The following is a 26,115-nucleotide window of genomic DNA, read 5'->3' as shown; positions in this document are numbered from 1 at the left end:
GGCGACGTCTTGACTCGTGACAGGGTGACGCGTCCACGAGCGTGCTCGGGGACAATGGCGACGTGACCACGATGCCGAAGCCTGCCGCCGAAGTGACCGCTCACGCCGCGACGATCGATGTCGAAACCATCGCGCACGAACTGCGGCACCACGAGGTGGGCGACGTTCTCGTCGACGGTACGAACCGCGCCGCCTACTCGAGCGATGCAAGCCTCTACCGCGTGCTGCCGCGGGCGATCGTGCGTCCGCGCAACACCGACGACGTGCTGGAGACTCTCGCCGTCGCACGCATGCTCGGGGTGCCGATCACGCCCCGCGGCGCCGGTACGTCCTGTGCGGGCAACGCCGTGGGCCCGGGCATCGTGCTCGACTTCAGCAAGCACATGAACAAGGTGCTCGACGTCGATGTCGCAGCAGGCCGGGCCGTCGTCGAGGCGGGCGTCGTGCACCAGAGCCTGCAGAAGGCCGTCGTGCCGCACGGCGTGCGATTCGGGCCGGACCCGTCGTCGCACACCCGGTGCACGATCGGCGGCATGATCGGCAACAACGCGTGCGGCTCGCGCGCGCTGGCGTACGGCAAGACGAGCGACAACCTCCTCGGCATGGAGATGGCCACGGCCGCAGGGGAGTTGCTGCGCCTCGACCATGGTGCGCCGCGCGATCAGCTGACGTCGACTCATCCCTACCTCGAGCGGCTCGACGCCCTCGTCGGCGGCAACCTCGCCACGGTCCGTCAGGAGTTCGGTCGCTTCGACCGCCAGGTCTCCGGCTACGCCATGGAGACGCTCCTGCCCGAGCGCGGCTTCGACGTCACCCGCTTCATGGCGGGCACCGAGGGTACCCTCGGCGTGCTCACGGAGGCGACGGTGCGTCTTGTCACCGACCCGACGCACCGCGTCCTCGTCGCCCTCGGCTACGAGGACATGGCGAGTGCCGGCGACGCGGCACCGCTCCTGCGCGCCTTCGACCCCATCGCGTGTGAGGGCATGGATCGTCGCTTGGTCGACGTGCTCATCGCTCGCCGCGGCGCGCAGGCCGTGCCCGCTCTGCCGAAGGGCTCGGGGTGGCTGCTCGTCGAGATCGCGGGTGACGACCACGCCGAGGTCATGGCGCGCGCTGAGGCCTGCCTCGTCGGCTGCAATGCTCTCGACGGACGCGTCGTCACCGATGTCGCCGAGTCGACGGCCCTGTGGAAGGTGCGCGAGGACGGCGCCGGCCTGGCCGGGCGCTCGCCCAAGGATCTGCCCGCGTGGCCGGGTTGGGAGGACGCCGCCGTCCCGCCGGAGAAGCTGGGCGCGTACCTGCGTGACTTCGACGCGCTCATGGCGAGCTACGACCTGTCGGGTCTGCCGTACGGCCACTTCGGTGACGGCTGCCTGCACATCCGCATCGACTTCCCGCTCGGCGCGCCCGGCGGCACCGACGTGCTCTCCGAGTTCCTCGGGGAATCGGCCAAACTCGTGGCGAGCTACGGCGGTTCGATGTCCGGCGAGCACGGCGACGGGCGGGCGCGCAGCGAGTACCTCGCCTCGATGTACTCGCCCGAGGCACTCGGGCTGTTCGCCGGAGTCAAGGAGATCTTCGACCCGACGAACCTGCTCAACCCCGGTGTTCTCGTCGACCCCAACCCTGCTGCGGCCGACGTCCGGATGGCACACGTCGCGCCCCTGACGAGGAACCTGGCTCTTGCCTACGCCCACGACGGCGGCGACTTCGCGAAGGCCGTCCACCGGTGCACCGGTGTCGGAAAGTGTCGCGCCAGCACGCTCGGCACCACGAACGTCATGTGCCCGAGCTACGCCGCCACCGGTGACGAGAAGGACTCGACGCGCGGTCGTGCTCGTCTGCTGCAAGAGATGGTGAACGGCGGCCTCGACGGCGGTTTCGTGCGCGACGGCTGGAAGTCGAAGGAGGTGCACGACGCGCTCGACCTGTGTCTGTCGTGCAAGGGCTGCACCTCTGATTGTCCGACCGGTATCGACATGCCGGCGTTCAAGTCCGAGGTGTTGCACCAGACGTACAAGGGGCGCGTGCGGCCGCGCTCGCACTATGCGCTCGGTCAGCTGCCGCGGTGGGTTCGCCTGGGCCGTCGCGCGACGGGGCTGTTCAACCTCGCGCTGGCCACGACGCAGAAGGTGCCGGTGCTCAAGAAGGTGGCCGGCGTCGACCCGCGCCGCAGCGTTCCTGCGATGGCGCGTGAGTCGTTCCGCGACTGGTGCCGCACCCACGACGTGGGCTTCTTCGAGGACGCCGACCGCGCCGGCACGGTGAGTGAGAACGCCGTCGTCATCATGGTCGACACGTTCACCGACCACTTCTCGCCCGACGTCGGTCAGGCCGCCGTGCGCGTGCTGCGTCGTGCGGGATGGGAGCCCTACATCGTCGAGCGCGCGGGCTGCTGCGGGCTGACGTGGATCTCCACCGGCCAGCTCGACGGGGCCAAGAAGCAGCTGCGCGGCCTCGTGGGGGATCTCGCGCCGGTCGCGCGCCGCCACGTGCCCGTCATCGGGCTCGAGCCGTCGTGCACAGCTGTTCTTCGGGGTGATTCCGCCGAACTGTTGCCCGGTGACGAGGACGCTGCTCTCGTCGCGCGATCGACCTCGACGCTCGCGGAGTTCCTCGCCGGGGACGACGCCTGGACCGCGCCCGACTTGAGCGGCACCGACGTCGTCGCCCAGCCGCACTGCCACCACCACGGCGTCATGGGCTGGTCGCCCGACGCGAAGCTGCTCAAGGACGCCGGCGCGAACCTCCAGCAGCTCGGCGGGTGCTGCGGACTCGCCGGCAACTTCGGCGTCGAACAGGGGCACTACGAGGTCTCCGTCAAGGTCGCCGAACAGCAGTTGCTCCCCGCCATGGATGCCCGTCCCGACGCCGACGTGCTGGCCGACGGGTTCTCCTGCCGCACCCAGATCGCCGACCTCACGGAGCGTCGGGGCATCCACCTGGCGCAGATGCTCGATCGCGCCCAGAGCGAGCAGTAGGGCAGTTCGGCGCGTTCGCGCCGCGTGGCCGTGCGGCGCGTCTACGGTGAACCCACGAGCGAAGGGACAACCGAGGACGCACTGCAGGGCCACCGATCAGAGGGTGCCTGCGCTCCGCAGCGACCCGGGGTGGTCGTCGTGAGACGCAGTACGTCGATCCCGGCGGTGCTGCTCGCGGTCGTCGTCAGCTTCTTCATGGCTTGGTTCGGGTTCGTCGCGATCTTCGCCACGAACAACGGGTTCGACGGCGCGTCGGCCCTCGGTTCGACGCTCACGGTCGTGACCTGCGTCGGCACGGGCGTCGTAGCGCTCGTGTGCGTGTTGCGACTGTGGACCTCGCGCGTGGGCGATCTCGGCCGTGCCTTCGCCACGATTCCGTTCGTCCTCGTCATCGTGGCGGCGATCTGGTTCCTCGTCAGTGCGTTCGGCGGCGAGCAGGGCCACGACTTCGGCCTGGCCGGCCCCGATGGCGCCTGGCTCGCACTCGTCCTCACCTGCTTCAACCTTGCCCTCGCGGGCGGTTTCGTGGCCGGCCTCGGGGCGATCGAGCGGCATGCCGACCGGCGGTCGCAGACCCTGCTGGCCCCGCACAGTGCCGTCGAGAGTGCCCCCGTGGCGCCGAGCTCCTCGGCGGTGCCTCACGCCGGCAACCCAGTGCTCCGCGGCGTCGGCCAGGTGCACGAACTGCCGACGTGGTTCGGGTGGAGCAGCGCCGTCGCGGCGGTTGTCATTGCGATCGCCCTGGCCCTCGTCAACCGCTACGTCGCGCTGTCCACCGTCAGTGGAAGCGGGAGCGCTGGAGCGTCGGGCCAGCGGGCTGTCATCGGGCTGATCGCCACGGCCCTCCTCCTCGTCTCGGCGCTCGGGTGTGTGCTCGCGGTGCGTGGACAACCCCTCAGTTTCGGTACGCGCGCCGTTGCCTTCTTCGCCTACGGCCTCGCCGCGTTCGGTATCGGCACCGGGCTGCTCACCGAGATCGTCGCTTTCATCGCGTTTCCCACCGCGGGCAGCGGCGGAGGCGGTTCGGGTGACTACGGGGTGCTCGTTCCGGCGCTGCTCTCGCTCGTCCTCCCGCAGTTCGTGCGACGTGGTGCCCGCACCGACGTCACGCAGCTTCCCGTCGGCTGACACGCGACGGGCACAGGCATCGCCACAGTGACGCAGATCGGTTGCAACCGAACGGAGCGTCCCTGCGTCCTAGGGGTTGAAGGCGGTCGGCGAACGTCGATCGAACAACTGCAGGGGGTTGGTCATGGCCATGTGGGAAGCCACGCAGGAGCACGAGACGTCGTTCACCGAGGAATTCGGGCGTGACCTGCTCGTCCTCGCCGTTGGAATGGGCGTCGCTGCGACACTCGGCGCCGTTGCCGTCTGGGTCGTCGAGCCCGTCGGCCTGCTCACCGGGTGGAACCGCAGCGCCGCACTGTGGAGCCTCGTGCCCGCGCTGGCCTTACTCGTCGCGCACTGGCAGGTGGCCAAGGCCTGGACGGGCGGTGCGCGGGTTGCCGGGTTCGATTCGCGCGCCACGATTCTCGCGGCGCTCATGCTGGCGCCCGCCGTTCTCCTCCTGAGCGGAGCCCTCGTCGCGGCTCTCGTCGGTCTCGTGGGTGGGCCGAGGCACACCAACCTCGTGGCCGACGACCTCACGACGGGCGCGCACCTCTTGCGCGCCGGGGTGGGCGTGGTGATCGGCGTCGGGGTCGCCCTCGCCGCACGTCGCCTCACGCACCGTCGCTGAGGGAACCTCCGACCTCCGCGGTCACTCGGCCAGGCTCGGTCAGAGCGTTCGGCGCTCGCAGACGAAGCGCACGCGGGTGCCGGGCCGAGCCTGAGCGAGATGGTCGACGTCCTCGTCGCGGATCACGGCGATGACGGGGTAGCCGCCCGTCGTGGGGTGGTCGGCGAGAAACACGATCGGCTGACCGTTCGCGGGTACCTGGATCGCTCCGCGCACGAGTCCTTCGCTCGCCAACTCGCCAACGCGCGACCGCTCCAGAGCTGACCCCAGCAACCTGACGCCGACTCGATCACCCTCGGCGCTCACCTCCCACGCCTTCGCCGTGAACGCGGCGCGAGCTTCGTCGGTGAACCAGTCGTCACGTGGCCCCCACACCGCGCGGAGCAACAGGTCACCGGAGCGCACGAACGCGGTGCCGGCATCGACGCCCGGTACGTCGCCTGCGGTGTCGTCGCCGAACGGCAGTTCGTCGCCGACCGTCACCGGGGCGGGCCCCAGGCCTGTCGTCGGGTCGCTCGAACGCGATCCGAGCACCGGCGCCACCGCAAAGCCACCGCGAACGGCGAGGTAGGTACGCAGGCCGTGCGTCGGCGCACCGACGGCGATGTCGTCACCCGCCCGCAAGTGCACGGCCTCGCCGAAGGCGACAGGACGCCCGGCCACGTTCACTGCCGCGGGCGCTCCGGTGAGCGCGATGACGGCATCGGTCGTCACGCTCGCGCGCAGACCCCCGAGAAGCACCTCGACGGTGGCCGCATCCTCTGCATTGCCGACGAGGGCGTTCGCCAGTCGGTGGCTCGCTCGATCGGCCGCGCCGGAGGGACACACCCCGAGGTGGCCATACCCGGGGCGTCCGAGATCCTCGACGAGGGCCAGCGGCCCGAGCGCCTTCACGACGAGGCTCATCGGTCCTCCTCGACAAACCGCACCCGCGTGCCTGGTACGAGCAGGGCCGGCGGCGTGCAATCCGCGTTCCACAGGTCGACGTCGCTCGTTCCGATGAGCTGCCAGCCACCGGGGGAGGAGCGGGGGTAGAGGCCGGTGAAGTCGCCGGCGAGCGCAACCGAACCGGCAGGAATCCGGGTTCGAGGTGACTCGCGGCGGGGAACGGTGAGGCCGCCGTCAGAGCCGATGAGGTAACCGAACCCCGGCATGAACCCTGCGAATTCGACCGTCCAGAGCTGGCCGGTGTGGCGCGACACGACCTCGTCGGCGTCGATGCACAGGTGCTCTGCCACCCAGTCGAGATCCTCGCCGTCGTAGCGCACCCTGAGCTCGACGACGTCGCTCGTCGCTTCGTTGCCATGAGCTTCTTCGGTCAGGTCGAGCGCCCGCACAGCCGCTGCCACTCCGGCCACGGCGTCCGGATCGGTGCAGCGCACGAGCACGGTCGTCGCTGCCGCAACCTGCTCGACGACGCCGTCGATCGACGTGCGGCGCAGAGCCGCGTCGACCCTGCGACGTTCTTGGGCATCGGTGAGGTCGATGAGGAAGGCACGCTCCCCGACCGGGCGCAGCTCGAACGTCACACGAACGCCGCGATCGCCGCGCCGGCTCCGGTGAGCGACTCCTTGACGCGTACCGCCATGTCCACGGCACCGGGCGAATCGCCGTGGACGCAGATGGACTCGGCGTCGACGCGCACCCGCGAACCGTCGATGGCTTCGACCTCGCCGGTCGTCACGAGCGAGAGCATGCGCTCGGCGACGAGGGCGGGGTCGTGGAGGACTGCGCCGGGTTCGCGCCGCGGGACGAGGGTTCCTTCGGCGGTGTAGGCGCGGTCGGCGAAGGCCTCACGCACGGCGCGGATACCGCGGGACTCGGCGAGGTCGAGCACGACGCCACCGGGCAACCCCAGGATCGCGAGCGGCTTCCGCGCGGCCGCGTTGAACCGCTCGACGGCTCGGACGACGGCCTCGGCCTGCGCTTCGTGGTGGACGATGGCGTTGTAGAGCGCCCCGTGGGGTTTCACGTAACCGACGCTCGTGCCGTGCGCGCGGGCGACGCCGTCGATGGCGGCGAGCTGGTAGAGCACCTCGGCCTTGAGGCGGGCGGGTTCGACGTCGACGAAGGTGCGCCCGAAGCCGGTGAGGTCGCGGTAGGCGACGTGCGCGCCGATCGTGACGCCCCGCTCGGCTGCTGCGGCACACGTGCGGGCGAGGACGAGGGGGTCGCCTGCGTGAAAGCCGCAGGCGACGTTCGCCGAGGAGACGACATCGAGGAGGGCTGCGTCGTCGCCCATTGTCCAGGCCCCGAAGGATTCGCCCATGTCGGCGTTGAGGTCGATGGTGCGCGCGTCGGCAGACATGCAGGCAGAATCGTCGACTCGCACGGGCGCGTCAAGCGGTTCGCGGGCTCGCCGGTTCGGGCGCGCGAAGGTAGACGTAGGTGTGGTGCACCGTGAACCCGAGGCTCTTGTAGAGCGCAACGGCAGGCGTGTTTTCGGCACCGACCTGAAGGTAGAGCGAGCGCGCACCGCGGCGAGCCGCTTCGTCGGCACACCGCCCGACGAGGGCTCGCGCGAGACCGCGTCGGCGCCGCTCGGGCGTGACGGCAACCTCGAACAACCCGCCCCAACCCTGAGCGAGGGCCATGCGCCCGTGCGCCACCGTCACGCCTTCCTCGCGCACTGTGACGAAGGCCTGATTCTGCGAGCCGGTGAGGATCCGTCGTGCCACGGCGTCGTGCGAGCGGGCGCGCTCGTCGGCGAGTTGCCACCACTCGTGCGTGATGTCCGCGTCGACCTCGACGTGCAGTGACCTCGCCGAAGGCTCGGTGCCTCGGTCGCTCACCTCGGCGCTCGCCGCCGTCATGACGAGCGTCGGGGAGGTCACCTGCCACCCCAGGGCCGTGACCTCACGGACGAAGTCGTCGTCCTGCGGTCCGAAGCCCGGTGCGAGCGGTACCTGGAGCAGGGGCGGCAAGCCTCGTTCGCGGTACCAGGTGATGATGTCGTCGAGCGCCGTCACGGTTTCCCGCTCGGTGGGCCCGAGAACGAGGCACGAGTTGGCCCGCCGCGTGTAGCCCTCGCCGGCTCGCAGCAGCCAGCGCCCACGGCGTTCGACCTCGAGCGGGCGCCAGCCATCCACCATGAGTTCCTCGAGGTCGCTCACCGTGACGGCCCGGTGCGGGCGGCCTCGCCGCCCGGGCGACGGCGGAATCTCCTTGGCGGCCACGACATCCGACACCGCGATCTCGACGTGCGGCCCGCGCCGCGGTTCGACGACGAGCGTCGAAACATCGCGACGCACGAGGGTGCCGACGACGTCGGTGAGGGTGTGCCCGGCGCCCGGCGTCCCGGCGGCGGAGCCCCTCTCGGCGTCGCTCAACCGGCGGCGCACCATGACGCGGGTGCCCTCCCGCAGCGCGGACGTGGGGTCGGGCCGATTTCCAGGGGAGTTGCTCACATCGGCATACTAGGAGTGGGACTCGGAACGTTGGTAACGTAATGTTCTGAAATGCATAACGTTCGCTTTTGCTTCCGCAGTCGAAAGCGCAACGCACGACGATCAGCGAGGAGCTATTCGTGACCTACGTCATCGCCCAGCCCTGTGTCGATGTCAAGGACAAGGCCTGCATCGAAGAGTGCCCGGTCGACTGCATCTACGAAGGTGAGCGTTCGCTCTACATCCACCCTGACGAGTGCGTCGACTGTGGTGCCTGCGAGCCGGTCTGCCCGGTCGAGGCCATCTACTACGAGGATGACACCCCCGAGGAGTGGGCCGACTACTACAAGGCGAACGTCGAGTTCTTCGACGACCTCGGTTCGCCCGGTGGCGCCGCCAAGATGGGCGTCATCAAGAAGGACCACCCGATCATCGCGGAGCTGCCTCCGCAGAACGAGGAGTGAGGCGAAGCCTCTTCGTCGTGACCGACGTGCTGCCCGTCGTCCCGTGTGGGGCGGCGGGCTTCGCGTATTCCCGAGAGCGTGGTCACCCGGATGCGTGGACAGTGCGAATCCCGCGTCGCACCCGGTGAGAGGATGGACGCATGGCGCTCGATCTCCCCGATTTCCCCTGGGATTCCTTGGCTGCGGCCAAGGCGAAGGCCCAGGAGCACCCCGACGGCATCGTCGACCTCAGCGTCGGCACGCCCGTGGACCCCACGCCCCGCGTCCTCCAGGAGGCGTTGGCGGAGGCCGCCGACGCGCACGGCTACCCCCAGGTCTGGGGCACGCCGCCCCTGCGCGAGGCCATCGCGGGCTGGTATGCGCGCCGGCGCAACGCAACCGGCGTCAACCCGGACGGCGTCCTGCCGACGATCGGTTCGAAGGAGCTCGTCGCCTGGCTGCCGACGTTGCTCGGTCTGGGCCCCGGCGACGTCGTCGCCTTCCCCGAGGTGGCCTACCCGACGTACGACGTCGGTGCGCGCCTCGCCGGCGCAACGCCGCGCCCGATGCGCAACCTCACCGAGTTCGGCCCCGAGGTGCCGAAGCTGCTGTGGCTCAACAGCCCCGGCAACCCGACCGGGCAGGTGCTGGCCGTCGAACACCTGGCCAAGGTCGTCTCGTGGGCGCGTGAGCGGGGCGTCATCGTCGCCAGCGACGAGTGCTACGCCGAGCTCGACTGGCGCGAAGGTGCCGGCAGCCCCGGCAACCTCACAGCGCCGAGCATCCTCGACGACCGCGTGTGCGGTGGTGACCACACGGGCCTGCTCTCGGTCTACTCCCTGAGCAAGCAGTCGAACCTCGCCGGTTACCGGGCGAGCTTCGTCGCCGGGGACCCGGCGATCGTCGGACGCCTCGTCGAGGTGCGCAAGCACGCGGGCATGATCGTGCCCCGTCCGGTGCAGCGGGTTCTCGAGGTGGCCGTCGGGGACGACGAGCACGTGGCCGCGCAGAAGAAGGTTTACGCCGCGCGTCGCGCGATGCTGCGCCCCGCCCTCGAGAAGGCGGGCTGGCGCATCGATCACTCCGACGCCGGGCTGTACCTCTGGGCCACCCAGGGCCGCCCGTGTCGCGAGTCGGTCGCCGACCTCGCCGAACTCGGCATTCTCGTCGCGCCCGGCGACTTCTACGGCCGCGCCGGGGAGGCGCACGTGCGCATCGCGCTCACCGCGACCGACGAGCGCATCCATGCCGCTGTGACGCGCCTCACAACACTTTGACAGTCCGTCAACGATTTCCGACTACGTACGAGTAGCGGATTAAAAGCAGGGGAAATTCTCGGGTAACGTCGTGCTCGCTACTCCGGTACAACCCTGCCGGTCCGCAAGGAGGAACAACCGAATGACTTCACAGGGCAACGCCACGTTCTCGGCCGACGGCAAGGAACTCGAGTTCCCGCTCGTGCCCGCGGTCGAGGGCTGCAGTGGTTACGACATCTCGTCCCTCATGAAGGAGACCGGCAACGTCACGCTCGACGTCGGCTTCGTCAACACGGCGGCGTGCAAGTCCGCCATCACCTACATCGACGGTGACGAGGGCATCCTGCGTTACCGCGGCTACCCGATCGACGAACTGGCCGAGCATGCCACCTTCCTCGAGGTCGCCGCTCTGCTGTTCGACGGTGAACTGCCGTCCCAGGAGCGCCTTTCCACCCTCAAGGAAGCCGTGCGCGAAGCGTCCGTGCTTCCCGAGGGCCTCGAGAAGATCTTCGACGCCTTCCCCGAGGGCGCGCACCCGATGCACATCCTCTCCTCGGTCGTCCCGGCGCTCGGCACCTACTACGCCGACTCGCTGTCGATCAAGGACGAGGCCGCTATCGAGAAGGCCTCGGCCGCTCTCCTCGGCGCCATCCCGACGCTCGCTGCCTACGCGTACCGCAAGTCGATCGGCGAGAGCTTCATCGCTCCCGACCCGTCGCTCGAGTACGTCGAGAACTTCATGCACATGATGTTCGGCAAGAAGGAGGACAAGGAGACGGTCGACGCACTGGCCATGCTCTTCGTCCTGCACGCCGACCACGAGCAGAACTGCTCCGCCTCGACGGTGCGCATGGTGGGCTCCTCGGAGGCCGACCTCTTCCAGTCGATCACCGCAGGCATCGGCGCCCTCTCGGGTCCGCTGCACGGCGGCGCCAACTCGGCCGTCCTCGAGATGCTCGAGACAATCCAGTCGACGGGCGACACGGCAGAGTCCTTCATGGACAAGGTCAAGAACAAGGTCGACGGCGTGAAGCTCATGGGCTTCGGTCACCGCGTCTACAAGAGCTACGACCCGCGTGCGGCCATCGTCAAGAAGACGACGCACACGATCCTCGAGAAGAACGGCAAGGACGAGCAGCTCGAACTCGCCATGGGCCTCGAGGAGACCGCGCTCAAGGACGACTACTTCGTCCAGCGCAAGCTCTACCCCAACGTCGACTTCTACACCGGCCTCATCTACAAGTCGATGGGCTTCCCGACGGACATGTTCACCGTCCTGTTCGCCATCGGCCGTATGCCCGGTTGGATCGCGCAGTGGCGTGAGCAGAACCAGGACCCGGCCAAGAAGATCGGCCGACCGCGTCAGGTCTACACCGGCGCCACCGAGCGCAGCTACCCGGCCTGATCGCCGAGTTGCCGAAGCGGCCCGCCACCCCTCGAGGGGTGGCGGGCCGCTTCGCGTGGTCGTGGGTGGCCTCAGAACAGGCCGATCCAGCCGAGGACGATGAGAAGAACAAGAGCGAGAACCGCCACGAGCAGGAGCCAGGCCACGATCCGGTTGCTGCGACGCTCACCGTTGAGCTGGGAGGCGAACTGGAGGCCGGGGGCTGTCGCGGCTTGGAGGTCGTGGGTACGAACCGGGTCCGGGCGCTCGGGAATCCTCGAGACGTGTGAGGTCGTCATGGCGCGTCCTTCCGGTGCCGGGGTTGGTGGGCTCACTATGACACGCGGTGGGGCGCCTGGACACCCCTTGCGATGCGTGCAATTTCGCTATCAACGACGCTCGGCCCTCCCCGCCGTGTGGCGGGGAGGGCCGAGCGGAACGAGCCGTGGCGTCAGTTGGCGTGCAGATCGGCGTTGAGCTCGATGCCCTTGCCCGCACGCGCACGGCACTCGACGGCGCCCGTGGCGGAGTTGCGGATGAACAGCATGTTGTTTCCGCCGGAGAGTTCGACGGCCTTCTTCACGCTGCCGTCGGGCATCGTCACCTTCGTACCTGCGGTGATGTACAGGCCCGCCTCGACGACGCAGTCGTCACCGAGCGCGATGCCGAGGCCGGCCTCCGCGCCGAGGAGGCAGCGCTCGCCGAGCGACACGCGCTGCGTGCCGCCGCCGGAGAGAGTGCCCATGATCGATGCTCCGCCGCCGATGTCGGACCCGTTGCCGACGACGACGCCCTGGCTGATGCGCCCCTCGACCATCGAGTGCCCGAGCGTGCCGGCGTTGAAGTTGACGAAGCCCTCGTGCATGACGGTGGTGCCCTCGGCCAGGTGCGCGCCCAGGCGGGCGCGGTCGGCGTCGGCGATGCGCACGCCGCTCGGGGTGACGTAGTCGGTCATGCGGGGGAACTTGTCGATGCCGTAGACCGAGACCTGCCCGCGCTGGCGCAGCCGGGCGCGCGTCATCTCGAAGCCCTCGACGGCGCAGGGGCCGAAGTTCGTCCAGACGACGTTGGCGAGTGCGCCGAAGAGGCCGTCGAGGTTGATCGTGTTCGGCGCGACGAGGCGGTGGCTGAGCAGGTGCAGGCGTAGGTAGGCGTCCGAGGCGTCGCGCGGGGAGGCGTCGAGGTCGACGACGGTGCGCACGACACGCAGGGTCACGCCGCGGTCGGCGTCCTTGCCCTCGAGGACGAGGAGCTCCGCCGGGGCGCCGGCGTCCTCGTCGGGTTCGCCCACCGCTGGGGCGGGGTACCACGTGTCGAGGGTGGTGTCGTCATCGGTCACGGTGGCGAGGCCGAAGCCCCAGGCGGTACGTGCGTCAGTCATGCGCCCGAGCCTAGCGACCGGCCCCGCTGCGGGCAGGCCGTTTCGGGAGCCGAGCACTTAGGGTGGGCGCATGGCTTCTCTCGATCTCACGCAGGACGTCGTCACGCTCACCGAATCGCTGTGCAACATCGAGTCGGTCTCGTTGAACGAAGCGGCGCTCGCCGACGCCATCGAGACGGAGCTCGCGAAGCTCGATCACCTCGAGGTCGTGCGGGACGGCAACTCGCTCGTGGCACGCACGAGCCTGGGCCGTGACGAGCGCATCGTTCTGGCGGGGCACATCGACACCGTGCCGCTCACGAGCGAGCCGGCGAACCTGCCCGTCAAGCGCGTGGACGGCAAGCTGTGGGGGCGCGGCACGACCGACATGAAGGGCGGCGTCGCCGTCCAGCTCAAGCTCGCGCACGATCTCGTCGCACCCAACCGCGACGTCACCTTCGTGTTCTACGAGGGCGAGGAGATCGAGGACCAGTACAACGGTCTCGGGCGCATCGCGCGCACCCGTCCCGACCTGCTCGAGGGCGCGGCCTTCGCCGTCCTGCTCGAACCGACGAACGGTGGCATCGAGGGCGGCTGCAAGGGCACGCTGCGCGTCCACGTGCGCACCAAGGGCCTCGCTGCGCACTCGGCGCGCCCGTGGAAGGGCGACAACGCCATCCACAGGGCGGCCGACATCCTGAACCGCCTGCGCGAGTACGAACCGCAGACGGTGAACGTCGACGGCCTCGACTACCACGAGGGCCTCAACGCGGTGAACATCTCCGGTGGCATCGCGGGCAACGTCATCCCGGACGCCTGCACCGTGACGGTCAACTACCGCTTCGCCCCGGACAAGAGCGCCGACGAGGCGCTCGCCTACGTCACCGCCTTCTTCGACGGCTTCGACCTCGAGTGCGACGACCTCGCCGGGGGAGCGCGCCCCGGCCTCGATCGCCTGGCCGCGAAGGCCTTCGTCGAGGCGCTCGACCTGCCCGTTGTGGCCAAGGAGGGGTGGACCGACGTGGCCCGCTTCTCGGCCGTCGGCGTGCCCGCGGTCAACTTCGGCCCCGGCGACCCGAACGTCGCCCACATGGACGACGAATGGTGCTCCGAGGACCAGATCGTCGACGCCCTCGAGGCGCTCACCGGCTGGCTCGCCTGAGCGATCGGGTGCGGGAGGACGCTGTGAGCGAACCCGACGGACGGTCACCACTGGCGCGTCGTCTCCTGCCGCACGGTGAGGAACCAGACCCACGCTTCACCCTGGCCAACGAGCGCACCTTCCTCGCGTGGATGCGCACCGCGCTCGCCTTCGTCGCGGGCGGCGTGGCTGTCGAGGCCTTCACGAACGACTTCATGCCCGAGGTGTGGCGGCGCGTCGTTGCTGTGCTGGTCGTCCTCACCGGCCTCGTCATCTCCGTCATGGCGGGCGCTCGATGGCTGAGCGTCGAACGAAGCATGCGAAGCGGGCGGCCCCTGCCGGTGCCGTTGCTCGTTCCGCTCCTGTGCGGCACGGGCGCTGTGGCGTCGATCGTGACCGTGCTCATGATCGCGACGCTGAACCGGTGACCGACCTGCACCCGGCGAGGCGTCGTCCCGGGTCCGCCGAGCGGCGGCACGCCGATCCGGGGCTGCAGCCCGAGCGCACCACCCTCGCCTGGGGACGAACGTGCCTCGCCCTGTTCGTGGCGGGGCTCTTCCAACTGCGCTTCGTCCCTGATTACGGCGTGGCCGCGCTCGTTCTGACGAGCTTCTGCGCGGCTGCGGCGCTCGTCCTGTCCGCGACGGCCCGCCTGCGTTATCGCAACGCCACCCGGCGGCTGTTGGGCGAGCGGCGCGAGCCCGCGCTCAAGAGCGTCATCGGGCTGAGCGCCGTCGTCGTCGTGCTCGGCCTCGGAGAGATCGTTCTCCTCCTGCGCGGCTGAGCGGACTCCGACTCGGCGCCTGCAAATTCGTGGTTTTGCGCGGCTGGTTCGGCGTGACGAAACTTCCAACTGAATCGTTGGAATTAAATCCAGGAGACCACCTCATGTCCAAGCCCGTCCTCGCCGTCATCATCGGCAGCGTTCGCGCCGGCCGACAACCCGCTCCGCTGCTGCATGAAGAGGGACTCGTCCGTCGTTGGTCTCGGCAGGACGCTCCGCCCAGCGTGAGCGTCGGCGCTCACTCATATCCGTACGGAAGGAAGAACACCCGTACTACCTCTCGATTCCCGCACCGCCCTCGTCGTCGTCGACGTCCAGAAGGGCATCCTTGCGATGCCGCCCAAGGAGGTCGCCGATCAGCTCGTCGAGGCGAACGTAACGCTCGCCGACGCCTTCCACGCGGCGGGGCTGCCCGTCGTCTGGGTGCACGCCACCGGCCTGCCGCCGGGGCGCGTCGAGCGCCCGATTCCCGAGGACGACGAACTGCCCGAGTGGTTCGCCGACCTCGATGGGCGGCTGCCTGCCCGCGAGGGTGACCTTCACATCGACAAGCCGCGCACCATCAGTGCCTTCTCCCGCACCGACCTCGCGGAGAAGCTGCGCGCCGAGGGCGTGACGCAGGTCGTGTTCACCGGCATCGCCATGGGCGCGGGCGTCGAGGCGAGCGCGCGCAGCGCGTTCGACGAGGGCTTCACCGTCACGGTCGTCTCCGACGCCGTCGTCGACGGTGACCCCGAACGTCAGCGTGCCTCGCTCGGCCACGACATCCCCTCGATCGGTGGCGTCGCGACCGTTGCCGAGGTGGTGGCGGACCTCGCGAAGCGCTGACCACGAGAGCGAGCTCACCCGAACGACGAAGGGCGAGGTCGAACCTTTCGGCGGTTCGACCTCGCCCGTGCTCGTGTTCGACCGGCCGCGTCAGAAGCCGTGTGAGTCCACGCCGCCTCGGGCGCCCGCGACGCCGCACTGACCGAGCAGGTTCTTGGCCGCCTCGATGACGTTGCGTCGGCGGGTGTCGAGGTCGACGCCGTCCGGGTCGGCGCTCATCGTGTGCGCGATCTGCGGAACGGACGACCACCAGCCGGCCAACGACAGCAGGAGGAACGCGAGGACGTCGGCGTCGACGTTCGTGGCGATCTCACCGTTCTCTTGCCCGGAACGCACCGCCGAGACGCGCGCGGCGTAGTACTCGCGCCGGCGCGACTCGTCGAGGATGGTTCCGTTGTAGGTCAACCCCTCCCACAGGACGAGACGGTTGAGGTGCGGATGCTCGCGGTGATAGTCGAACAGGTCGCCGATGTAGGCGTCGATGTCGAGTCGCCCCGTGGCTGAGACGGGCACGGCCTCGGAGATCGTGCGCAGTTCCCCGTCGAGCACGACGCCGAACAGGGCCTGCTTGTTGCCGAAGTAGTGGTAGATCCGCTCCTTGTTCACGCCGGAGCGCCGGGCGACGTTGTCGATCGTCGTGCCGGCCGGACCTTTCTCGGAGAACTCGAGCAGGGCTGCTTCGAGGATGCGACTCTTCGTCTTCTCGGTGTCCCACGCCATGCTCGTGCCCTGTGCCTTCCCACCCCTGGGCGTCGCACGGTGGTGCGCCGCAACATTCTTCATTCTTCGCAGCAACGTAACAGTTGGACCTGCACTGCGGGTTGTGGCGAACGCGACGCGACGACGTCGCCCCACCCTGTGGCGGGGGCGCGGCACGCCGTACGTCCTCGGTGAGGGGCAGGACGTGCCCGGCCCCATCGTTTCTGAGAAGCTGTCTTCCGTGAGCGCACCAGAGCGGCAGCAAGCCGACGTCGACCTGCTCGACGACAATCCCTACACGCGGGTGACGCGCGCCGATCGGGGACTCTTCGGCTGGCGCGAGCTCGTTGCCACGCGCTGGCGAGCCATGCGCATCCAGTCGGAGTTCATCCGCGGTTTCTCGGCGCTCGCCGAACTCGGCCCGGCCATCAGCGTCTTCGGTTCTGCGCGTGTGGCCACCGACGATCCCGCCTACCAGGTCGGAGTCGACGTGGGTCGCGCCCTCGTCGAGGAGGGCTTCGCCGTCGTCACGGGCGGCGGTCCGGGTGCGATGGAGGCGGCGAACAAGGGTGCGCGGGAGGCGGGCGGTGTCTCCGTCGGGCTCGGCATCGAGCTGCCGTTCGAGACCGGCCTCAACCCTTACGTCACGACCGGCATGAACTTCCGCTACTTCTTCGTGCGCAAGACGGTCTTCGTCAAGTACACGCAGGGCGCGGTCGTGCTGCCCGGCGGCGTGGGCACGCTCGACGAGATGTTCGAGGCGCTCACCCTCGTGCAGACACAGAAGGTCAACCACTACCCGATCGTGCTCGTCGGCGCCGACTTCTGGGAGCCTCTGCGCGACTGGATGCGCGAGACGCTCCTTTCGCGCAGCATGATCTCGGCTGCCGACGTCGAGCGTCTGCGCATCGTCGACACGGCCGACGAGGCGCTCGCCTTCATCCGTGAGGCGCACGCAGCTGCTCTGGAAGCCGACCCGGAGGACGTCGCAAAGGTTCGCGCCCACCAGTCGAACGACCAGGAGGCCACCTCATGATGATCTTGCTCATCGTCGTGCTCGTACTCGTCATCGGTGGCGTGGTCGCCGTCGTCGTCGGGCGCGTGGGGGCCGACACCATGAGTTCGCCCACGGCGACGTCGGCATTCGACCTGCCGAAGGGCAAGCTCGGCTCGGCGGGAGTCGATGCCGTGCGCCTCGATCAGTCGCTGCGCGGCTACAACATGGCGCAGGTCGACGCCGTGCTCGACCGGCTCTTCGACGAGATCCACGACCTGGAGGCACGGCTGGAGCGGAGCGAGCACGACGAACCGCGCGGCGAGAGGGTGCCGGTGTCGCGTTTCGGTGCCGGACGCGTCGAGCCGGAGCGCGCTGACCGCGCCGCGGACGTCGTGCAGTTCCGTCGCCGCCGCAGCGAAGGCGACGATGCTGACGCATGAGCCCGACGGCGTCGCGCGATGCGGTTGGGTGACGAGTGCGCCCGACTACCTGCGCTATCACGACAGCGAGTGGGGCCGACGGGTGCGCGGTGAGCGCGAGCTGTTCGAACGCCTCATGCTCGAGGCTTTCCAGTCCGGGCTGTCCTGGCTGACGATTCTTCGCAAGCGCGAGGCGTTCCGGGCGGCCTTTCGTGACTTCGACCCGGACACCGTCGCCGGCTTCGGTGACGCCGATGTCGCACGGCTCATGGGCGATGCCGCCATCGTCCGTAATCGGCGCAAGATCGATGCGACCCTGACGAACGCGCGTGCCGTCGTGCGGCTGCGTGACACGGTTGGCCTCGAACGGCTCATCGAGGAACACGCGCCCGTCGAACACTCGCGTCCCGGCACGCCGGACGAGGTCGTGGGGTTCTCGAGCGAGTCCACCGCCCTGTCGAAAGCGCTCAAGCGTCACGGCTTCGCGCACGTGGGCCCGACGACCTGCTATTCGCTCTTCCAGGCCTGCGGGTTCGTCAACGACCACGCGGTCGGCTGTGCTGCGGGCGACGAGATCGCGGGGGAGTGAACGCCCTAGCCCTTCCGAGAGAGCCGGGGTGGTCAGGGCGTTCCTCGCCACCCCGGCTCGTCACCGTTCGGCGACGTTGCGTCAGCGGCCCTCGAAGGTCGGCTTCTCCTTGGCCAGGAACGAGGTCACGGCGCGGCTGTGGTCCTCGGTGGCACCCGTCGCCACCATGCGCGGCTCCTCGAAGTCGAGCGACTCATCGAGGGAGTGGGTCGAGGCGAACATGAGCGCTTCGCGCATCGCGGCGTAGGCCGCCGTCGGGCCTGCCGCGAGACGGGCGACGAGAGCATCAACCGTCGCGTCCAACTGGTCGTCGGCCACCACCGTGTTGACGAGGCCCAGCTCAAGGGCGCGATCGGCCTTGATGGGTGTTGCGTCGAAGAGGAGCTCACGGGCGTGCGCAGGGCCGACGAGGCGTTGCAGGGACCAGCTCGCACCCGTGTCACAGCTCAACCCGATGCCGGCGAAGGCCGTGGTGAAAGTGGCTGATTCCACGGCGACGCGGAAGTCGGCCAGCATGGCGATCGACAGGCCGGCCCCAGCGGTGACGCCGTTGAGCCGGGCGACGACCGGCTTCGGCATCCGTGCGATCTCCCGCGCGATCGGGTTGTAGTGCTCGGCAACGGTCGACAGGGTGCTCCCGCTGCCCCCACTGGCGAGTTGTTCGGCGTGTTCGCGTAGATCCTGTCCGACGCAGAAGCCGCGCCCCTCGCCGGTGAGGACGACGACGCGCGCCGACTCGTCGGAGGCGGCTCGACGCAGCGCGTCGAGCAGTTCGACGCGCGCCTCCGTGGTGAGCGAATTCAGTGCCTTGGGGCGGTTCAGGGTGATGGTTGCGACCGAATTCGAAACGTCGTAGAGGACGGGAGCGTCAGAAGTCATGCCCCGATTCAATCGCATTCACCCCGACGAATGGTGACGCGCGCCACTCCGCGATTTCGTCTGGCCGAAAAAGCGCGTCATACTAGTAGCAACAAGCCCCGTCGCGCACGCGCGACACGGCCCGTCACACCCGGTGGGCCCGTCGGTGAATCCCTCGTGGAACACCCGGTGGACGGCGGAGCGCGATCGAGAACGGCACGCGCCCGCGCGTGCACCTGAAAGGGGTCACCCATGGCAGCCATGAAGCCTCGGACCGGCGACGGTCCCCTCGAGGTCACCAAGGAGGGTCGCAGCATCCTGCTGCGTATGCCTCTCGAGGGCGGCGGCCGTCTCGTCGTCGAAATGAATGCTGACGAGGCGAAGGCCCTCGGTGACGCGATCAAGGGCTGCGTCGGCTGACGCACGCTGATCGCGAACCACGAAGAAGGCGCTCACCCCGCGACGGGGCGAGCGTCTTCTTCGTATGTTCGAGCTGAGTCGTCGGCTGATCAGCGCCTGACGCACACGAGGAGGCCGTCGCCCACAGGCAGCAGCGTCGTCATGAGGTCGTCGTCCTCACGGAGCGTCTTGGCCAGCGCGCGCAGGGTCATCGTCGTCTCGTCGCGTACCGCGGGGTCTGCCACGCGGTCGTGCCACAGCATGTTGTCGAGCACGACCACGCCCCCCGGGCGTACGAGGCGCAACGCCTGTTCGACGTAGGCCGGGTACTCGTCCTTCTCCCCGTCGACGAGCACGAGGTCGTACGCGCGATCGGCCAGACGTGGCAGCACCGTGAGTGCACTGCCCGAGATGATGCGGGTGCGCTGCGGGGCGTGACCCGCGCGCTGGTAGGCAGCGCGGGCTGCGCGCTGGTGTTCGAGACTCACGTCGATCGTCGTGAGGACCCCGTCGCTCGGCATGCCCTCGAGCAGCCACAGCCCCGAGCAGCCGGCGCCCGTGCCCACCTCGACGACGGTGCGTGCGCCCGTCGTCGCAGCGAGCATGCGAAGGGCCGCTCCCGCGGCGGGGCTCACCGGCGTCGCGCCGAGGTGCTCGCCCTGTTGGCGCGCAGCCTCGATGTGGGCCGGTTCGTACGCGAAGTCCTCGGCATACGCCCAGCTGGCCGGTTTGAAGCTCGTCATGAGGTTGATTCTATTTGGAAGCAAGTCTCGCCCGCGAACCGTCGGAGCACATCGATCGGCTGCGGAGGGAACGAACGGGTGGCCGTTCGCGTTGAAACCGTCGAAGAGGGGCTTGGGCGACGCTCAGGCCACGCACAGACGGCCCGGTCAGGATGAGGACAGAAACCATGCGGTGTCGACTCGTTCGACCGGGGAGGACATGAGATGAGAAGCCAGGTGCCGGACACGGTCAGCGACCCGGCCCACCCAGTCAACACGCGCTCGCGCGTCGTCGTGCCCGAACGGGCACCCGAAGGCTGGGCTCCGCCGACGTGGGAGGAGATCGTCACTGAGCACAGCCCGCGCGTCTACCGCCTGGCCTACCGCCTCACGGGCAATGTTCACGACGCCGAGGACCTCACGCACGACGTCTTCGTCCGCGTGTTCAACTCCCTGAGCTCCTACCGGCCGGGAACCTTCGAGGGCTGGCTGCACCGCATCACGACGAACCTCTTCCTCGACCGCATGCGTCGAAAGCAGCGCATCCGCTTCGACGCGCTCGCCGACGATGCCGACACGCGCCTGCCCTCCACGGCCCGAGGCCCCGAGCAGGTCGTACTCGACGCCGAGTTCGACGACGACGTGCAGCGCGCGCTCGACGCCCTCGCGCCCGACTTCCGTGCCGCTGTCGTCCTGTGCGACATCGAGGGGCTCTCCTACGAGGAGATCGCGGCCACCCTCGGACTCAAGCTCGGCACCGTGCGCTCCCGCATCCACCGCGGGCGTGCCGCACTGCGTGAATCGCTCGCGCACCGTTCGCCTGCGGCCCGCGAGGAGCGCCGACGCGCCGGAGATGTCGTGCGCGCAGCCACCGACGGGCTCGGAGGGCCCCGCACAGCACTGGGGATGTCGTGACGCGCCGCTACAGGGAGGGCCACCTCGGAGAGTTCGTCGACGCCTACGTCGACGGCCAACTCGACGAGACGAGCTCTCACCTCGCCGCACGGCACATCATCAGCTGCGAGGGCTGCCGCCAGAGCGTCGAAGCCGAACGTGCCATCGTCCTGCAGGTGCGCCGAGTGCCCCTCGACCCCGGACGTCACGCTCGCCTCGTCGCAGGGCTCGTTGCGCTCGACACGCGTGATCCGTCGGACGACACACCTCGTGGCGAGGCCGCCGTGCATTCCCCGGCGAAGGAGGAGCGGGTCCACCTCCTCTCCCCGGACGCCCCCGCGCAGTACAACCGATCTTCCCGACGCCCGGTTCTCGGCATGGTCGCGCTCGCGGCAGCCTGCGGCGCCATCGTCATGAGCAGCGCCGCCCACCCGCGCAGCACGGCACCCGGCGCCCCCACCATGGCGTCCAACGCCCAGACCACCGACCACTTCGACGCGCCCGAGGTGCGCGGCGAAGGGCCACGATCGGTTGCCCGCAGCGCCTGGTCCGTCGTCCTGATTCAGGCGAACGACGAGCGATCAGGCAGAATGGCACCATGATCGAGATCGACTTCGCAGGGGTGACGCGCGCGTGAACATCCCGTTCATCGACATCAACTCCGGCGAGTTCATTCTCATCGTCATCATCGCTCTCGCGCTCATCGGCCCGAAGCGCCTGCCGGAATACATCGCGAAGTTGCGCACCTTCATCCGCACCGCACGCGACATGGCCGAAGGTGCCAAGACCCAACTCAAATCCGAGATGGGCCCCGAATACCAGGACATCGACTGGCGTCAGTACGACCCGCGTCAGTACGACCCGCGCCGCATCGTTCGCGAAGCCCTCTTCGACGACCCCGACGCCGATATCGCCGCCGAAGTCGGCCTCACCGAACGTCGAGCCAACGGCTCCACCGCGGCCGGCGCCGTCGGCCCCGACCACGCTGCGTCCGGCGTCGGCGCCGAAACCCACAGTGCAGGCGTCGGCGGCGAGGACACCCAAGCGATCCCCAGCGCCCCGCGCTCCCACATCACCGCCGAATACCACCCCGACCGCACCACGCCGTTCGACACCGACGCGACGTAGGCGCTCCCTTGCCCTATCTTCCGGTGATCTGACCTCGCAAGCTCGGTCAGATCCTACGGTGCGACAGGCCTTCGGGGGCGAGTCGGCTCCCAGCGCGGTCCGGTTGGTCTGCGCTGCTCACCTTTCGGGCCACATCCTCACTCTTCAGCGGGCGACGTGCGTGCTTCCGCTACATGACGAAGCGCCTCGGCTGGACCTTTCGGTCCGGCCGAGGCGCTTCGTGTTCGCTTTACTTGCGGTTCGGGGTGAGGCCCAGGCTGCGGCCCGCCAGGCCGCGCGCACGCGTGCCGAGGCCCTTCGCGATACCGCGCAGCGCCACCGCGGCGGGGGAGTCGGGGTTGCCCACGACGACCGGCGTACCCGCGTCAGCGCCCTCACGTAGCGTCGTGTCGAGCGGAATCTGGCCCAACAGCTCGACCTTCGCGCCGATGGCCTGCGTCAGCGAGTCGGCGACCGTCTGGCCGCCACCCGCACCGAAGATCTCCTGACGCGTGCCGTCCGGCAGCTCCAGCCACGACATGTTCTCGATGACGCCGGCCACGCGCTGCTTCGTCTGCAACGCGATCGCGCCGGCGCGCTCCGCGACCTCCGCGGCAGCCTGCTGCGGCGTCGTCACGACGAGGATCTCCGCCGTCGGGATGAGCTGCGCCACCGAGATGGCGATGTCACCCGTGCCGGGCGGCAGGTCGAGCAGGAGGACGTCGAGGTCGCCCCAGAAGACGTCCGCGAGGAACTGCTGCAGCGCACGGTGCAGCATCGGGCCACGCCACACGACGGGCTGGTTACCGGGCACGAACATGCCGATGGAGATGACCTTCACGCCGTGGCTGTCCGGCGGCAGGATCATGTCGTCAACCTGCGTCGGGCGCTGCTCGACGCCGAGCATGCGCGGCACGGAGAAGCCGTAGATGTCGGCGTCCACGACACCGACCTTGAGGCCCTGCTCCGCCATCGCGGCAGCGAGGTTCGTCGTGACGGAGGACTTGCCGACGCCACCTTTGCCGGAGGCGACGGCGTAGACGCGCGTCATCGAACCCGGCTGCGCGAAGGGCACCTCGCGCTCGGCCTGACCGCCACGCAGCTGCTCACGCAGGTCCTTGCGCTGCTCGTCGGTCATGACGCCGAGCGTCACGTTGACGCCGGTGACGCCCTCGACGCCCATGACGGCCTTCGTCGTGTCCTCGGTCAGCTTCGACTTCAGCGGGCAGCCCGCGATCGTCAGAAGGATCGTGACGGCGACGTGGCCGCTCTCGGAGACGTCGACCGAGTCGACCATGCCCAGTTCGGTGATGGGCTTCTTGATTTCAGGGTCTTCGACCGTCGCGAGGGCAGCGCCGATGGCATCGAGAGTGGGAGTGGACATGCCATCCATCGTACGACCCAGTAGGAAGTGCTCATGCCGGGGCGACGTGGTGTTGCACACGTCCGCCTTGCCGCCCGGAGACGGCGGGAAGGACGCTGATCAGGCGCCGTCCTTGCGCCGCGGCTTGCGCTCGTTCTTCGAACGCTCCGCGCGACCGCCCGCCTCCTCCTCGTCGTCCTCCGGTGAGGCAAGCATGCCGCGCTCCTCCATCTCCTCCAGGAGCGAGCGCAGCTCGGAACGGACGAAGTCACGCGTCGCGGTCTCACGCATCGCGAGACGGAGCGAGGCCACCTCGCGGGTGAGGAACTCGGTGTCGGCGAGGTTGCGCTCGTCGCGTGCCCGGTCCTGTTCGAGACCGACACGGTCACGGTCGTCCTGACGGTTCTGCGCGAGCAGGATGAGCGGCGCCGCGTAGCTGGCCTGCAGCGACAGGATGAGCGTGAGCAGCGTGTAGTTGAGCGCACGAGGGTCGAACTGGGCCGATTCGGGCATGAAGGTGTTCCACGCCAGCCAGATGGCGACGAACAGCGTCATCCAGATGAGGAACGTCGCCGTGCCCATGAAGCGCGCGAACTTCTCGCTCGCGACACCGAAGTTCTCGGAGTCCATCGAGAAGCGCGGCAGCACACTCGCGCGCTTCTCCTGGGGCTGATCGAGGCGCCCCGTGCTCTCGCCGCGTTCGTCGCCGCGCATCTCGCGGCGCGCTTCCTTGAGAGCGTCGCGGCGCATCTCCTCGCGGTTGTCGCGACGTTCGTCCTTGCCGCTACGGCTCATGCGTCCACCCCCGGCAGCTTGCGGTCGTGGTGAAGGTCGTGGCGCTCCTCACGCCAGTCCTCGGGAAGGATGTGGTCGAGCACGTCGTCGACCGTGACGGCGCCGAGCAGGCGCCCGTTGTCGTCGACGACGGGCAGCGAGACGAGGTTGTACTGCGCCAGCGTGCGCGTCACCTCACCGAGAGGAGCCTCGACGTTCAGCGGGTCGATGGTCGAGTCGACGACGTTGCCGACCGACGTGTGCGGCGGCTCGCGCAGCAGACGCTGCGTGTGCACCATCCCGAGGAAGCGTCCCGTGGGCACCTCGAGCGGCGGGCGCGCAATGAAGACGGCCGACGCGAGGGCCGGGTCGAGCTCCTCACGGCGCACGACGGCGAGTGCCTCCGCGATCGTGGCTTCCGGGCCGAGGATGGCGGGCTCGGTGGTCATGAGACCACCGGCGGTGTTCTCGTCGTAGGAGAGGAGGCGTCGCAGCGGCGCGGCGTCCTCGGGCTCCATCCGCTTGAGCAGGTCCTCGGCCGTCTCGGGCGGCAGGTCGCCGAGGAGGTCGGCGGCGTCGTCCGGTTCCATGGCCTCGAGGACGTCGGCGGCACGGTCGGTGCCGAGCGCGGCGATGATCTCGACCTGGTCGTCCTCGGGGAGCTCCTCGAGGACATCGGCGAGCTTGCCGTCGTCGAGGGCCGCGGCCACCTCGGCGCGCCGCTTCGGTGTGAGGTCGTGGATGACCTCGGCGAGGTCCTCGACGCGCAGGTCGTCGTACGCCTCGAGGAGTCGCTCGGCCGACTGCTCCTGGTGCTCGCGGTGCAGACCGAAGACGTCGCGGATGTCGTGCAGGCTCGTCTTGCCCGCGCGTCGACGCGCCAGCCGGTTCATGGCGCGCGACGCGCTCGAGGCGCTGCCCGACTCACGCACGAAGACCTTCGTGATGTTCCAGTCGCGGCGCTGGTTCTGCTCCATCGACATGTCCTCGACCGTGCCGACGAACTCCTCGGCTTCGGGGTCGCGCACGGTGACCTGGCGGTCGAAGAGCTCGGCACACACGAGGGTCTCGTTGTGGCGCTGCTCGAAGCGGCGCATGTTGACGAGACCGGTGGTGATGACCTTGCCCGCGTCGATGGAGGTGACACGCGTCAGCGGCAGGAACACGCGGCGACGCTGGACGACCTCGACGACGAGGCCGATGACGCGCGGGCTCGGGTTCTTGCCGAAGACGACGACGACGTCACGAACTCGTCCCACACGGTCTCCGAGCGGATCGAAGACGGTGAGGCCGACGAGGCGGGCGACGAAGACGCGGGTACTCACGGGCTCACCTTAGCCGCGCCGCCGTCGTCACCCGACCCGGCTTCCGGCGAAGCAGGACCGCTTTCGTTCGTCGCCTGTTCGTCGGCGCGTTGCGCGGCACGGTTCGCGCGCTCGGCGGCGGCCCGTGCGGAGCGGGTGGGCCCGGACGCCGGACGCCGGCCGTCATCGGGACGGTCACCGGGTGTCTGCTGCGCCGGGGTGGGTGTGTCGGATGTCGAGCCACTCTCCGCGGCTGGCGGCGGCAGCTTCTGTCCGCGCAGCACGACCGTGGTGAGGTCGGGAACGAGCCGCAGAACCGTGGCCTCCTCACGCCACCGAGCCACGATGTCGCCTCCGGGAGCGTTGAGACGCCCCACCTTGAGAGCGCCCGTGGCGGCTTCCCAATCGTCGTCCTCGGGCGAGACGACGGAGGCCTCCGCGTCGAACGCGACGAGGCGAGCGCGAGACTCCTTGGCCCGAGCGACGACGCTCGTACGCCCCACGTGGACGGGGCTGTACTGCTCACCCGGGCCCGTGACGACGTACGCGACACCATCGACGACCACGTGCCAACACGGTGCAGACCCGGCCGCGGAGGTGAGCCACAGCAACCCCGACTTCGCGAGGGCTTCGGCGACGAGACGGTCGGTGGGTGCACTCATGCACGCAGTATTTCATTGCGATTT

The 26,115-nt window shown here is 69.2% G+C and carries 30 protein-coding genes; 17 read left to right on the top strand and 13 right to left on the bottom strand.

Annotated elements, in window-relative coordinates; genetic code table 11:
• The first annotated feature begins 71 nt into the window (after positions 1–71).
• From H7F30_RS13930 to H7F30_RS13920, 3 genes are all read left to right on the top strand, one after another.
• Positions 72–2,984 carry an FAD-binding and (Fe-S)-binding domain-containing protein gene (locus H7F30_RS13930; protein WP_187038096.1) on the top strand — a complete coding sequence of 971 codons (2,913 nt, stop codon included), beginning with the start codon at positions 72–74 and terminating at the stop codon, positions 2,982–2,984.
• Between the two features lie 138 nt (positions 2,985–3,122).
• A complete protein-coding gene (locus tag H7F30_RS13925) occupies positions 3,123–4,112 on the top strand; it encodes a hypothetical protein (RefSeq protein ID WP_187035800.1) in 990 nt (329 codons plus the stop codon).
• A 124-nt stretch (positions 4,113–4,236) separates the two neighbouring features.
• Positions 4,237–4,722: a hypothetical protein gene (locus H7F30_RS13920; RefSeq protein ID WP_047310321.1), complete on the top strand. Its 486-nt coding sequence runs from the start codon at positions 4,237–4,239 to the stop codon at positions 4,720–4,722.
• A gap of 39 nt (positions 4,723–4,761) precedes the next feature.
• On the opposite strand, the gene H7F30_RS13915 is transcribed toward H7F30_RS13920, so the two are convergent.
• Genes H7F30_RS13915 through H7F30_RS13900 form a run of 4 tightly spaced genes read right to left on the bottom strand, consistent with a single transcriptional unit; the run spans position 4,762 to position 8,129 of the window.
• Positions 4,762–5,628: a biotin-dependent carboxyltransferase family protein gene (locus H7F30_RS13915; protein ID WP_187035798.1), complete on the bottom strand. Its 867-nt coding sequence runs from the start codon at positions 5,626–5,628 to the stop codon at positions 4,762–4,764.
• The gene (locus H7F30_RS13910; RefSeq protein WP_222617813.1) at positions 5,625–6,251 is read right to left on the bottom strand and encodes an allophanate hydrolase subunit 1; all 627 of its coding nucleotides are present in this window, start codon (positions 6,249–6,251) and stop codon (positions 5,625–5,627) included. Before H7F30_RS13910 ends, H7F30_RS13915 begins: the two co-directional genes overlap by 4 nt.
• Positions 6,248–7,030, bottom strand: coding sequence for a LamB/YcsF family protein (locus H7F30_RS13905; protein WP_187035795.1), 783 nt, complete (start codon positions 7,028–7,030; stop codon positions 6,248–6,250). Before H7F30_RS13905 ends, H7F30_RS13910 begins: the two co-directional genes overlap by 4 nt.
• A gap of 31 nt (positions 7,031–7,061) precedes the next feature.
• Positions 7,062–8,129 carry a GNAT family N-acetyltransferase gene (locus H7F30_RS13900; RefSeq protein WP_187035794.1) on the bottom strand — a complete coding sequence of 356 codons (1,068 nt, stop codon included), beginning with the start codon at positions 8,127–8,129 and terminating at the stop codon, positions 7,062–7,064.
• Between the two features lie 119 nt (positions 8,130–8,248).
• On the opposite strand from H7F30_RS13900, the gene fdxA reads away from it, so the two are divergent.
• From fdxA to H7F30_RS13885, 3 genes are all read left to right on the top strand, one after another.
• On the top strand, positions 8,249–8,572 hold the full coding sequence (gene fdxA / locus H7F30_RS13895; RefSeq protein ID WP_047310317.1) for a ferredoxin: 324 nt from the start codon (positions 8,249–8,251) through the stop codon (positions 8,570–8,572).
• Between the two features lie 140 nt (positions 8,573–8,712).
• On the top strand, positions 8,713–9,828 hold the full coding sequence (gene dapC / locus H7F30_RS13890; RefSeq protein WP_187035792.1) for a succinyldiaminopimelate transaminase: 1,116 nt from the start codon (positions 8,713–8,715) through the stop codon (positions 9,826–9,828).
• A 121-nt stretch (positions 9,829–9,949) separates the two neighbouring features.
• A complete protein-coding gene (locus H7F30_RS13885) occupies positions 9,950–11,212 on the top strand; it encodes a citrate synthase (protein ID WP_187035790.1) in 1,263 nt (420 codons plus the stop codon).
• Between the two features lie 71 nt (positions 11,213–11,283).
• On the opposite strand, the gene H7F30_RS13880 is transcribed toward H7F30_RS13885, so the two are convergent.
• Together H7F30_RS13880 and dapD are read right to left on the bottom strand one after the other, a co-directional pair.
• A complete protein-coding gene (locus tag H7F30_RS13880; RefSeq protein ID WP_187035788.1) occupies positions 11,284–11,490 on the bottom strand; it encodes a hypothetical protein in 207 nt (68 codons plus the stop codon).
• Between the two features lie 152 nt (positions 11,491–11,642).
• Positions 11,643–12,572: a 2,3,4,5-tetrahydropyridine-2,6-dicarboxylate N-succinyltransferase gene (dapD, locus tag H7F30_RS13875; protein WP_187035786.1), complete on the bottom strand. Its 930-nt coding sequence runs from the start codon at positions 12,570–12,572 to the stop codon at positions 11,643–11,645.
• A 70-nt stretch (positions 12,573–12,642) separates the two neighbouring features.
• Here dapD and dapE point away from each other — a divergent pair, with 70 nt between their 5' ends.
• The 4 genes from dapE to H7F30_RS13855 all read left to right on the top strand — a co-directional run bounded on the left by dapE (position 12,643) and on the right by H7F30_RS13855 (position 15,304).
• Positions 12,643–13,713: a succinyl-diaminopimelate desuccinylase gene (gene dapE / locus H7F30_RS13870; protein ID WP_187035784.1), complete on the top strand. Its 1,071-nt coding sequence runs from the start codon at positions 12,643–12,645 to the stop codon at positions 13,711–13,713.
• 23 nt (positions 13,714–13,736) lie between these two features.
• A complete protein-coding gene (locus H7F30_RS13865) occupies positions 13,737–14,120 on the top strand; it encodes a YidH family protein (RefSeq protein ID WP_255464870.1) in 384 nt (127 codons plus the stop codon).
• Positions 14,117–14,476, top strand: coding sequence for a DUF202 domain-containing protein (locus H7F30_RS13860; RefSeq protein ID WP_165357817.1), 360 nt, complete (start codon positions 14,117–14,119; stop codon positions 14,474–14,476). The genes H7F30_RS13865 and H7F30_RS13860 overlap by 4 nt, the downstream gene beginning before the upstream one ends.
• Positions 14,477–14,722: 246 nt before the next feature.
• Positions 14,723–15,304: a cysteine hydrolase family protein gene (locus H7F30_RS13855; RefSeq protein ID WP_255417449.1), complete on the top strand. Its 582-nt coding sequence runs from the start codon at positions 14,723–14,725 to the stop codon at positions 15,302–15,304.
• Between the two features lie 90 nt (positions 15,305–15,394).
• On the opposite strand, the gene H7F30_RS13850 is transcribed toward H7F30_RS13855, so the two are convergent.
• On the bottom strand, positions 15,395–16,024 hold the full coding sequence (locus tag H7F30_RS13850) for a TetR family transcriptional regulator (protein ID WP_187035780.1): 630 nt from the start codon (positions 16,022–16,024) through the stop codon (positions 15,395–15,397).
• A gap of 220 nt (positions 16,025–16,244) precedes the next feature.
• Between H7F30_RS13850 and H7F30_RS13845 the strand changes: the two genes are divergently transcribed.
• Genes H7F30_RS13845 through H7F30_RS13835 form a run of 3 tightly spaced genes read left to right on the top strand, consistent with a single transcriptional unit; the run spans position 16,245 to position 18,008 of the window.
• Positions 16,245–17,039, top strand: a complete 795-nt coding sequence (locus H7F30_RS13845) for a TIGR00730 family Rossman fold protein (protein ID WP_255464868.1) — start codon at positions 16,245–16,247, stop codon at positions 17,037–17,039.
• Positions 17,036–17,440, top strand: a complete 405-nt coding sequence (locus H7F30_RS13840) for a DivIVA domain-containing protein (protein ID WP_187035778.1) — start codon at positions 17,036–17,038, stop codon at positions 17,438–17,440. Before H7F30_RS13845 ends, H7F30_RS13840 begins: the two co-directional genes overlap by 4 nt.
• Complete coding sequence (locus H7F30_RS13835) at positions 17,427–18,008, top strand: DNA-3-methyladenine glycosylase I (RefSeq protein WP_187035776.1); 582 nt, start codon at positions 17,427–17,429, stop codon at positions 18,006–18,008. Before H7F30_RS13840 ends, H7F30_RS13835 begins: the two co-directional genes overlap by 14 nt.
• 81 nt (positions 18,009–18,089) lie before the next feature.
• On the opposite strand, the gene H7F30_RS13830 is transcribed toward H7F30_RS13835, so the two are convergent.
• A complete protein-coding gene (locus H7F30_RS13830) occupies positions 18,090–18,887 on the bottom strand; it encodes an enoyl-CoA hydratase/isomerase family protein (RefSeq protein WP_255464867.1) in 798 nt (265 codons plus the stop codon).
• 231 nt (positions 18,888–19,118) lie between these two features.
• On the opposite strand from H7F30_RS13830, the gene H7F30_RS13825 reads away from it, so the two are divergent.
• On the top strand, positions 19,119–19,286 hold the full coding sequence (locus H7F30_RS13825; RefSeq protein ID WP_082128596.1) for a DUF3117 domain-containing protein: 168 nt from the start codon (positions 19,119–19,121) through the stop codon (positions 19,284–19,286).
• Between the two features lie 89 nt (positions 19,287–19,375).
• Here H7F30_RS13825 and H7F30_RS13820 read toward each other — a convergent pair whose 3' ends face one another.
• A complete protein-coding gene (locus H7F30_RS13820; protein ID WP_187035772.1) occupies positions 19,376–20,008 on the bottom strand; it encodes an O-methyltransferase in 633 nt (210 codons plus the stop codon).
• A 204-nt stretch (positions 20,009–20,212) separates the two neighbouring features.
• Between H7F30_RS13820 and sigE the strand changes: the two genes are divergently transcribed.
• The 3 genes from sigE to H7F30_RS13805 are packed head-to-tail and all read left to right on the top strand — an operon-like array spanning position 20,213 to position 22,009.
• Positions 20,213–20,902 (top strand): RNA polymerase sigma factor SigE, encoded by a 690-nt coding sequence (gene sigE / locus H7F30_RS13815; RefSeq protein ID WP_187035770.1) that lies wholly within the window; start codon positions 20,213–20,215, stop codon positions 20,900–20,902.
• Complete coding sequence (locus H7F30_RS13810) at positions 20,899–21,483, top strand: hypothetical protein (RefSeq protein WP_187035768.1); 585 nt, start codon at positions 20,899–20,901, stop codon at positions 21,481–21,483. The genes sigE and H7F30_RS13810 overlap by 4 nt, the downstream gene beginning before the upstream one ends.
• Before the next feature lie 31 nt (positions 21,484–21,514).
• On the top strand, positions 21,515–22,009 hold the full coding sequence (locus H7F30_RS13805) for a hypothetical protein (protein ID WP_052946715.1): 495 nt from the start codon (positions 21,515–21,517) through the stop codon (positions 22,007–22,009).
• A gap of 229 nt (positions 22,010–22,238) precedes the next feature.
• Here H7F30_RS13805 and H7F30_RS13800 read toward each other — a convergent pair whose 3' ends face one another.
• The 4 genes from H7F30_RS13800 to H7F30_RS13785 form a co-directional block, all read right to left on the bottom strand.
• On the bottom strand, positions 22,239–23,372 hold the full coding sequence (locus tag H7F30_RS13800) for an Mrp/NBP35 family ATP-binding protein (RefSeq protein WP_187035766.1): 1,134 nt from the start codon (positions 23,370–23,372) through the stop codon (positions 22,239–22,241).
• A gap of 99 nt (positions 23,373–23,471) precedes the next feature.
• The gene (locus H7F30_RS13795) at positions 23,472–24,146 is read right to left on the bottom strand and encodes a DUF1003 domain-containing protein (RefSeq protein WP_370448500.1); all 675 of its coding nucleotides are present in this window, start codon (positions 24,144–24,146) and stop codon (positions 23,472–23,474) included.
• Positions 24,143–25,450, bottom strand: a complete 1,308-nt coding sequence (locus H7F30_RS13790; protein WP_047310304.1) for a magnesium transporter MgtE N-terminal domain-containing protein — start codon at positions 25,448–25,450, stop codon at positions 24,143–24,145. Before H7F30_RS13790 ends, H7F30_RS13795 begins: the two co-directional genes overlap by 4 nt.
• Positions 25,447–26,091 carry a hypothetical protein gene (locus tag H7F30_RS13785; RefSeq protein ID WP_052946713.1) on the bottom strand — a complete coding sequence of 215 codons (645 nt, stop codon included), beginning with the start codon at positions 26,089–26,091 and terminating at the stop codon, positions 25,447–25,449. The genes H7F30_RS13790 and H7F30_RS13785 overlap by 4 nt, the downstream gene beginning before the upstream one ends.
• Positions 26,092–26,115 lie beyond the last annotated feature (24 nt).

The sequence above is a fragment of the Dermacoccus sp. PAMC28757 genome, from assembly GCF_014302635.1.
Classification (GTDB): domain Bacteria; phylum Actinomycetota; class Actinomycetes; order Actinomycetales; family Dermatophilaceae; genus Dermacoccus; species Dermacoccus abyssi.
The sequence above is the reverse complement of the archived record's forward strand: the minus strand, read 5'-3'. Positions and strand labels throughout refer to the sequence as shown.

What these genes read in the sequence shown, in the direction of transcription:
- H7F30_RS13930 (WP_187038096.1), top strand. Translation starts at nt 72, where the DNA reads ATGCCGAAGCCTGCCGCCGAAGTGACCGCTCACGCCGCGACGATCGAT.
- H7F30_RS13920 (WP_047310321.1), top strand. Translation starts at nt 4,237, where the DNA reads ATGGCCATGTGGGAAGCCACGCAGGAGCACGAGACGTCGTTCACCGAG.
- H7F30_RS13915 (WP_187035798.1), bottom strand. Translation starts at nt 5,628, where the DNA reads ATGAGCCTCGTCGTGAAGGCGCTCGGGCCGCTGGCCCTCGTCGAGGAT.
- H7F30_RS13905 (WP_187035795.1), bottom strand. Translation starts at nt 7,030, where the DNA reads ATGTCTGCCGACGCGCGCACCATCGACCTCAACGCCGACATGGGCGAA.
- dapC (WP_187035792.1), top strand. Translation starts at nt 8,713, where the DNA reads ATGGCGCTCGATCTCCCCGATTTCCCCTGGGATTCCTTGGCTGCGGCC.
- H7F30_RS13885 (WP_187035790.1), top strand. Translation starts at nt 9,950, where the DNA reads ATGACTTCACAGGGCAACGCCACGTTCTCGGCCGACGGCAAGGAACTC.
- H7F30_RS13880 (WP_187035788.1), bottom strand. Translation starts at nt 11,490, where the DNA reads ATGACGACCTCACACGTCTCGAGGATTCCCGAGCGCCCGGACCCGGTT.
- dapD (WP_187035786.1), bottom strand. Translation starts at nt 12,572, where the DNA reads ATGACTGACGCACGTACCGCCTGGGGCTTCGGCCTCGCCACCGTGACC.
- dapE (WP_187035784.1), top strand. Translation starts at nt 12,643, where the DNA reads ATGGCTTCTCTCGATCTCACGCAGGACGTCGTCACGCTCACCGAATCG.
- H7F30_RS13850 (WP_187035780.1), bottom strand. Translation starts at nt 16,024, where the DNA reads ATGGCGTGGGACACCGAGAAGACGAAGAGTCGCATCCTCGAAGCAGCC.
- H7F30_RS13840 (WP_187035778.1), top strand. Translation starts at nt 17,036, where the DNA reads ATGATGATCTTGCTCATCGTCGTGCTCGTACTCGTCATCGGTGGCGTG.
- H7F30_RS13835 (WP_187035776.1), top strand. Translation starts at nt 17,427, where the DNA reads ATGCTGACGCATGAGCCCGACGGCGTCGCGCGATGCGGTTGGGTGACG.
- H7F30_RS13830 (WP_255464867.1), bottom strand. Translation starts at nt 18,887, where the DNA reads ATGACTTCTGACGCTCCCGTCCTCTACGACGTTTCGAATTCGGTCGCA.
- H7F30_RS13825 (WP_082128596.1), top strand. Translation starts at nt 19,119, where the DNA reads ATGGCAGCCATGAAGCCTCGGACCGGCGACGGTCCCCTCGAGGTCACC.
- H7F30_RS13820 (WP_187035772.1), bottom strand. Translation starts at nt 20,008, where the DNA reads ATGACGAGCTTCAAACCGGCCAGCTGGGCGTATGCCGAGGACTTCGCG.
- sigE (WP_187035770.1), top strand. Translation starts at nt 20,213, where the DNA reads ATGAGAAGCCAGGTGCCGGACACGGTCAGCGACCCGGCCCACCCAGTC.
- H7F30_RS13800 (WP_187035766.1), bottom strand. Translation starts at nt 23,372, where the DNA reads ATGTCCACTCCCACTCTCGATGCCATCGGCGCTGCCCTCGCGACGGTC.
- H7F30_RS13795 (WP_370448500.1), bottom strand. Translation starts at nt 24,146, where the DNA reads ATGAGCCGTAGCGGCAAGGACGAACGTCGCGACAACCGCGAGGAGATG.
- H7F30_RS13785 (WP_052946713.1), bottom strand. Translation starts at nt 26,091, where the DNA reads ATGAGTGCACCCACCGACCGTCTCGTCGCCGAAGCCCTCGCGAAGTCG.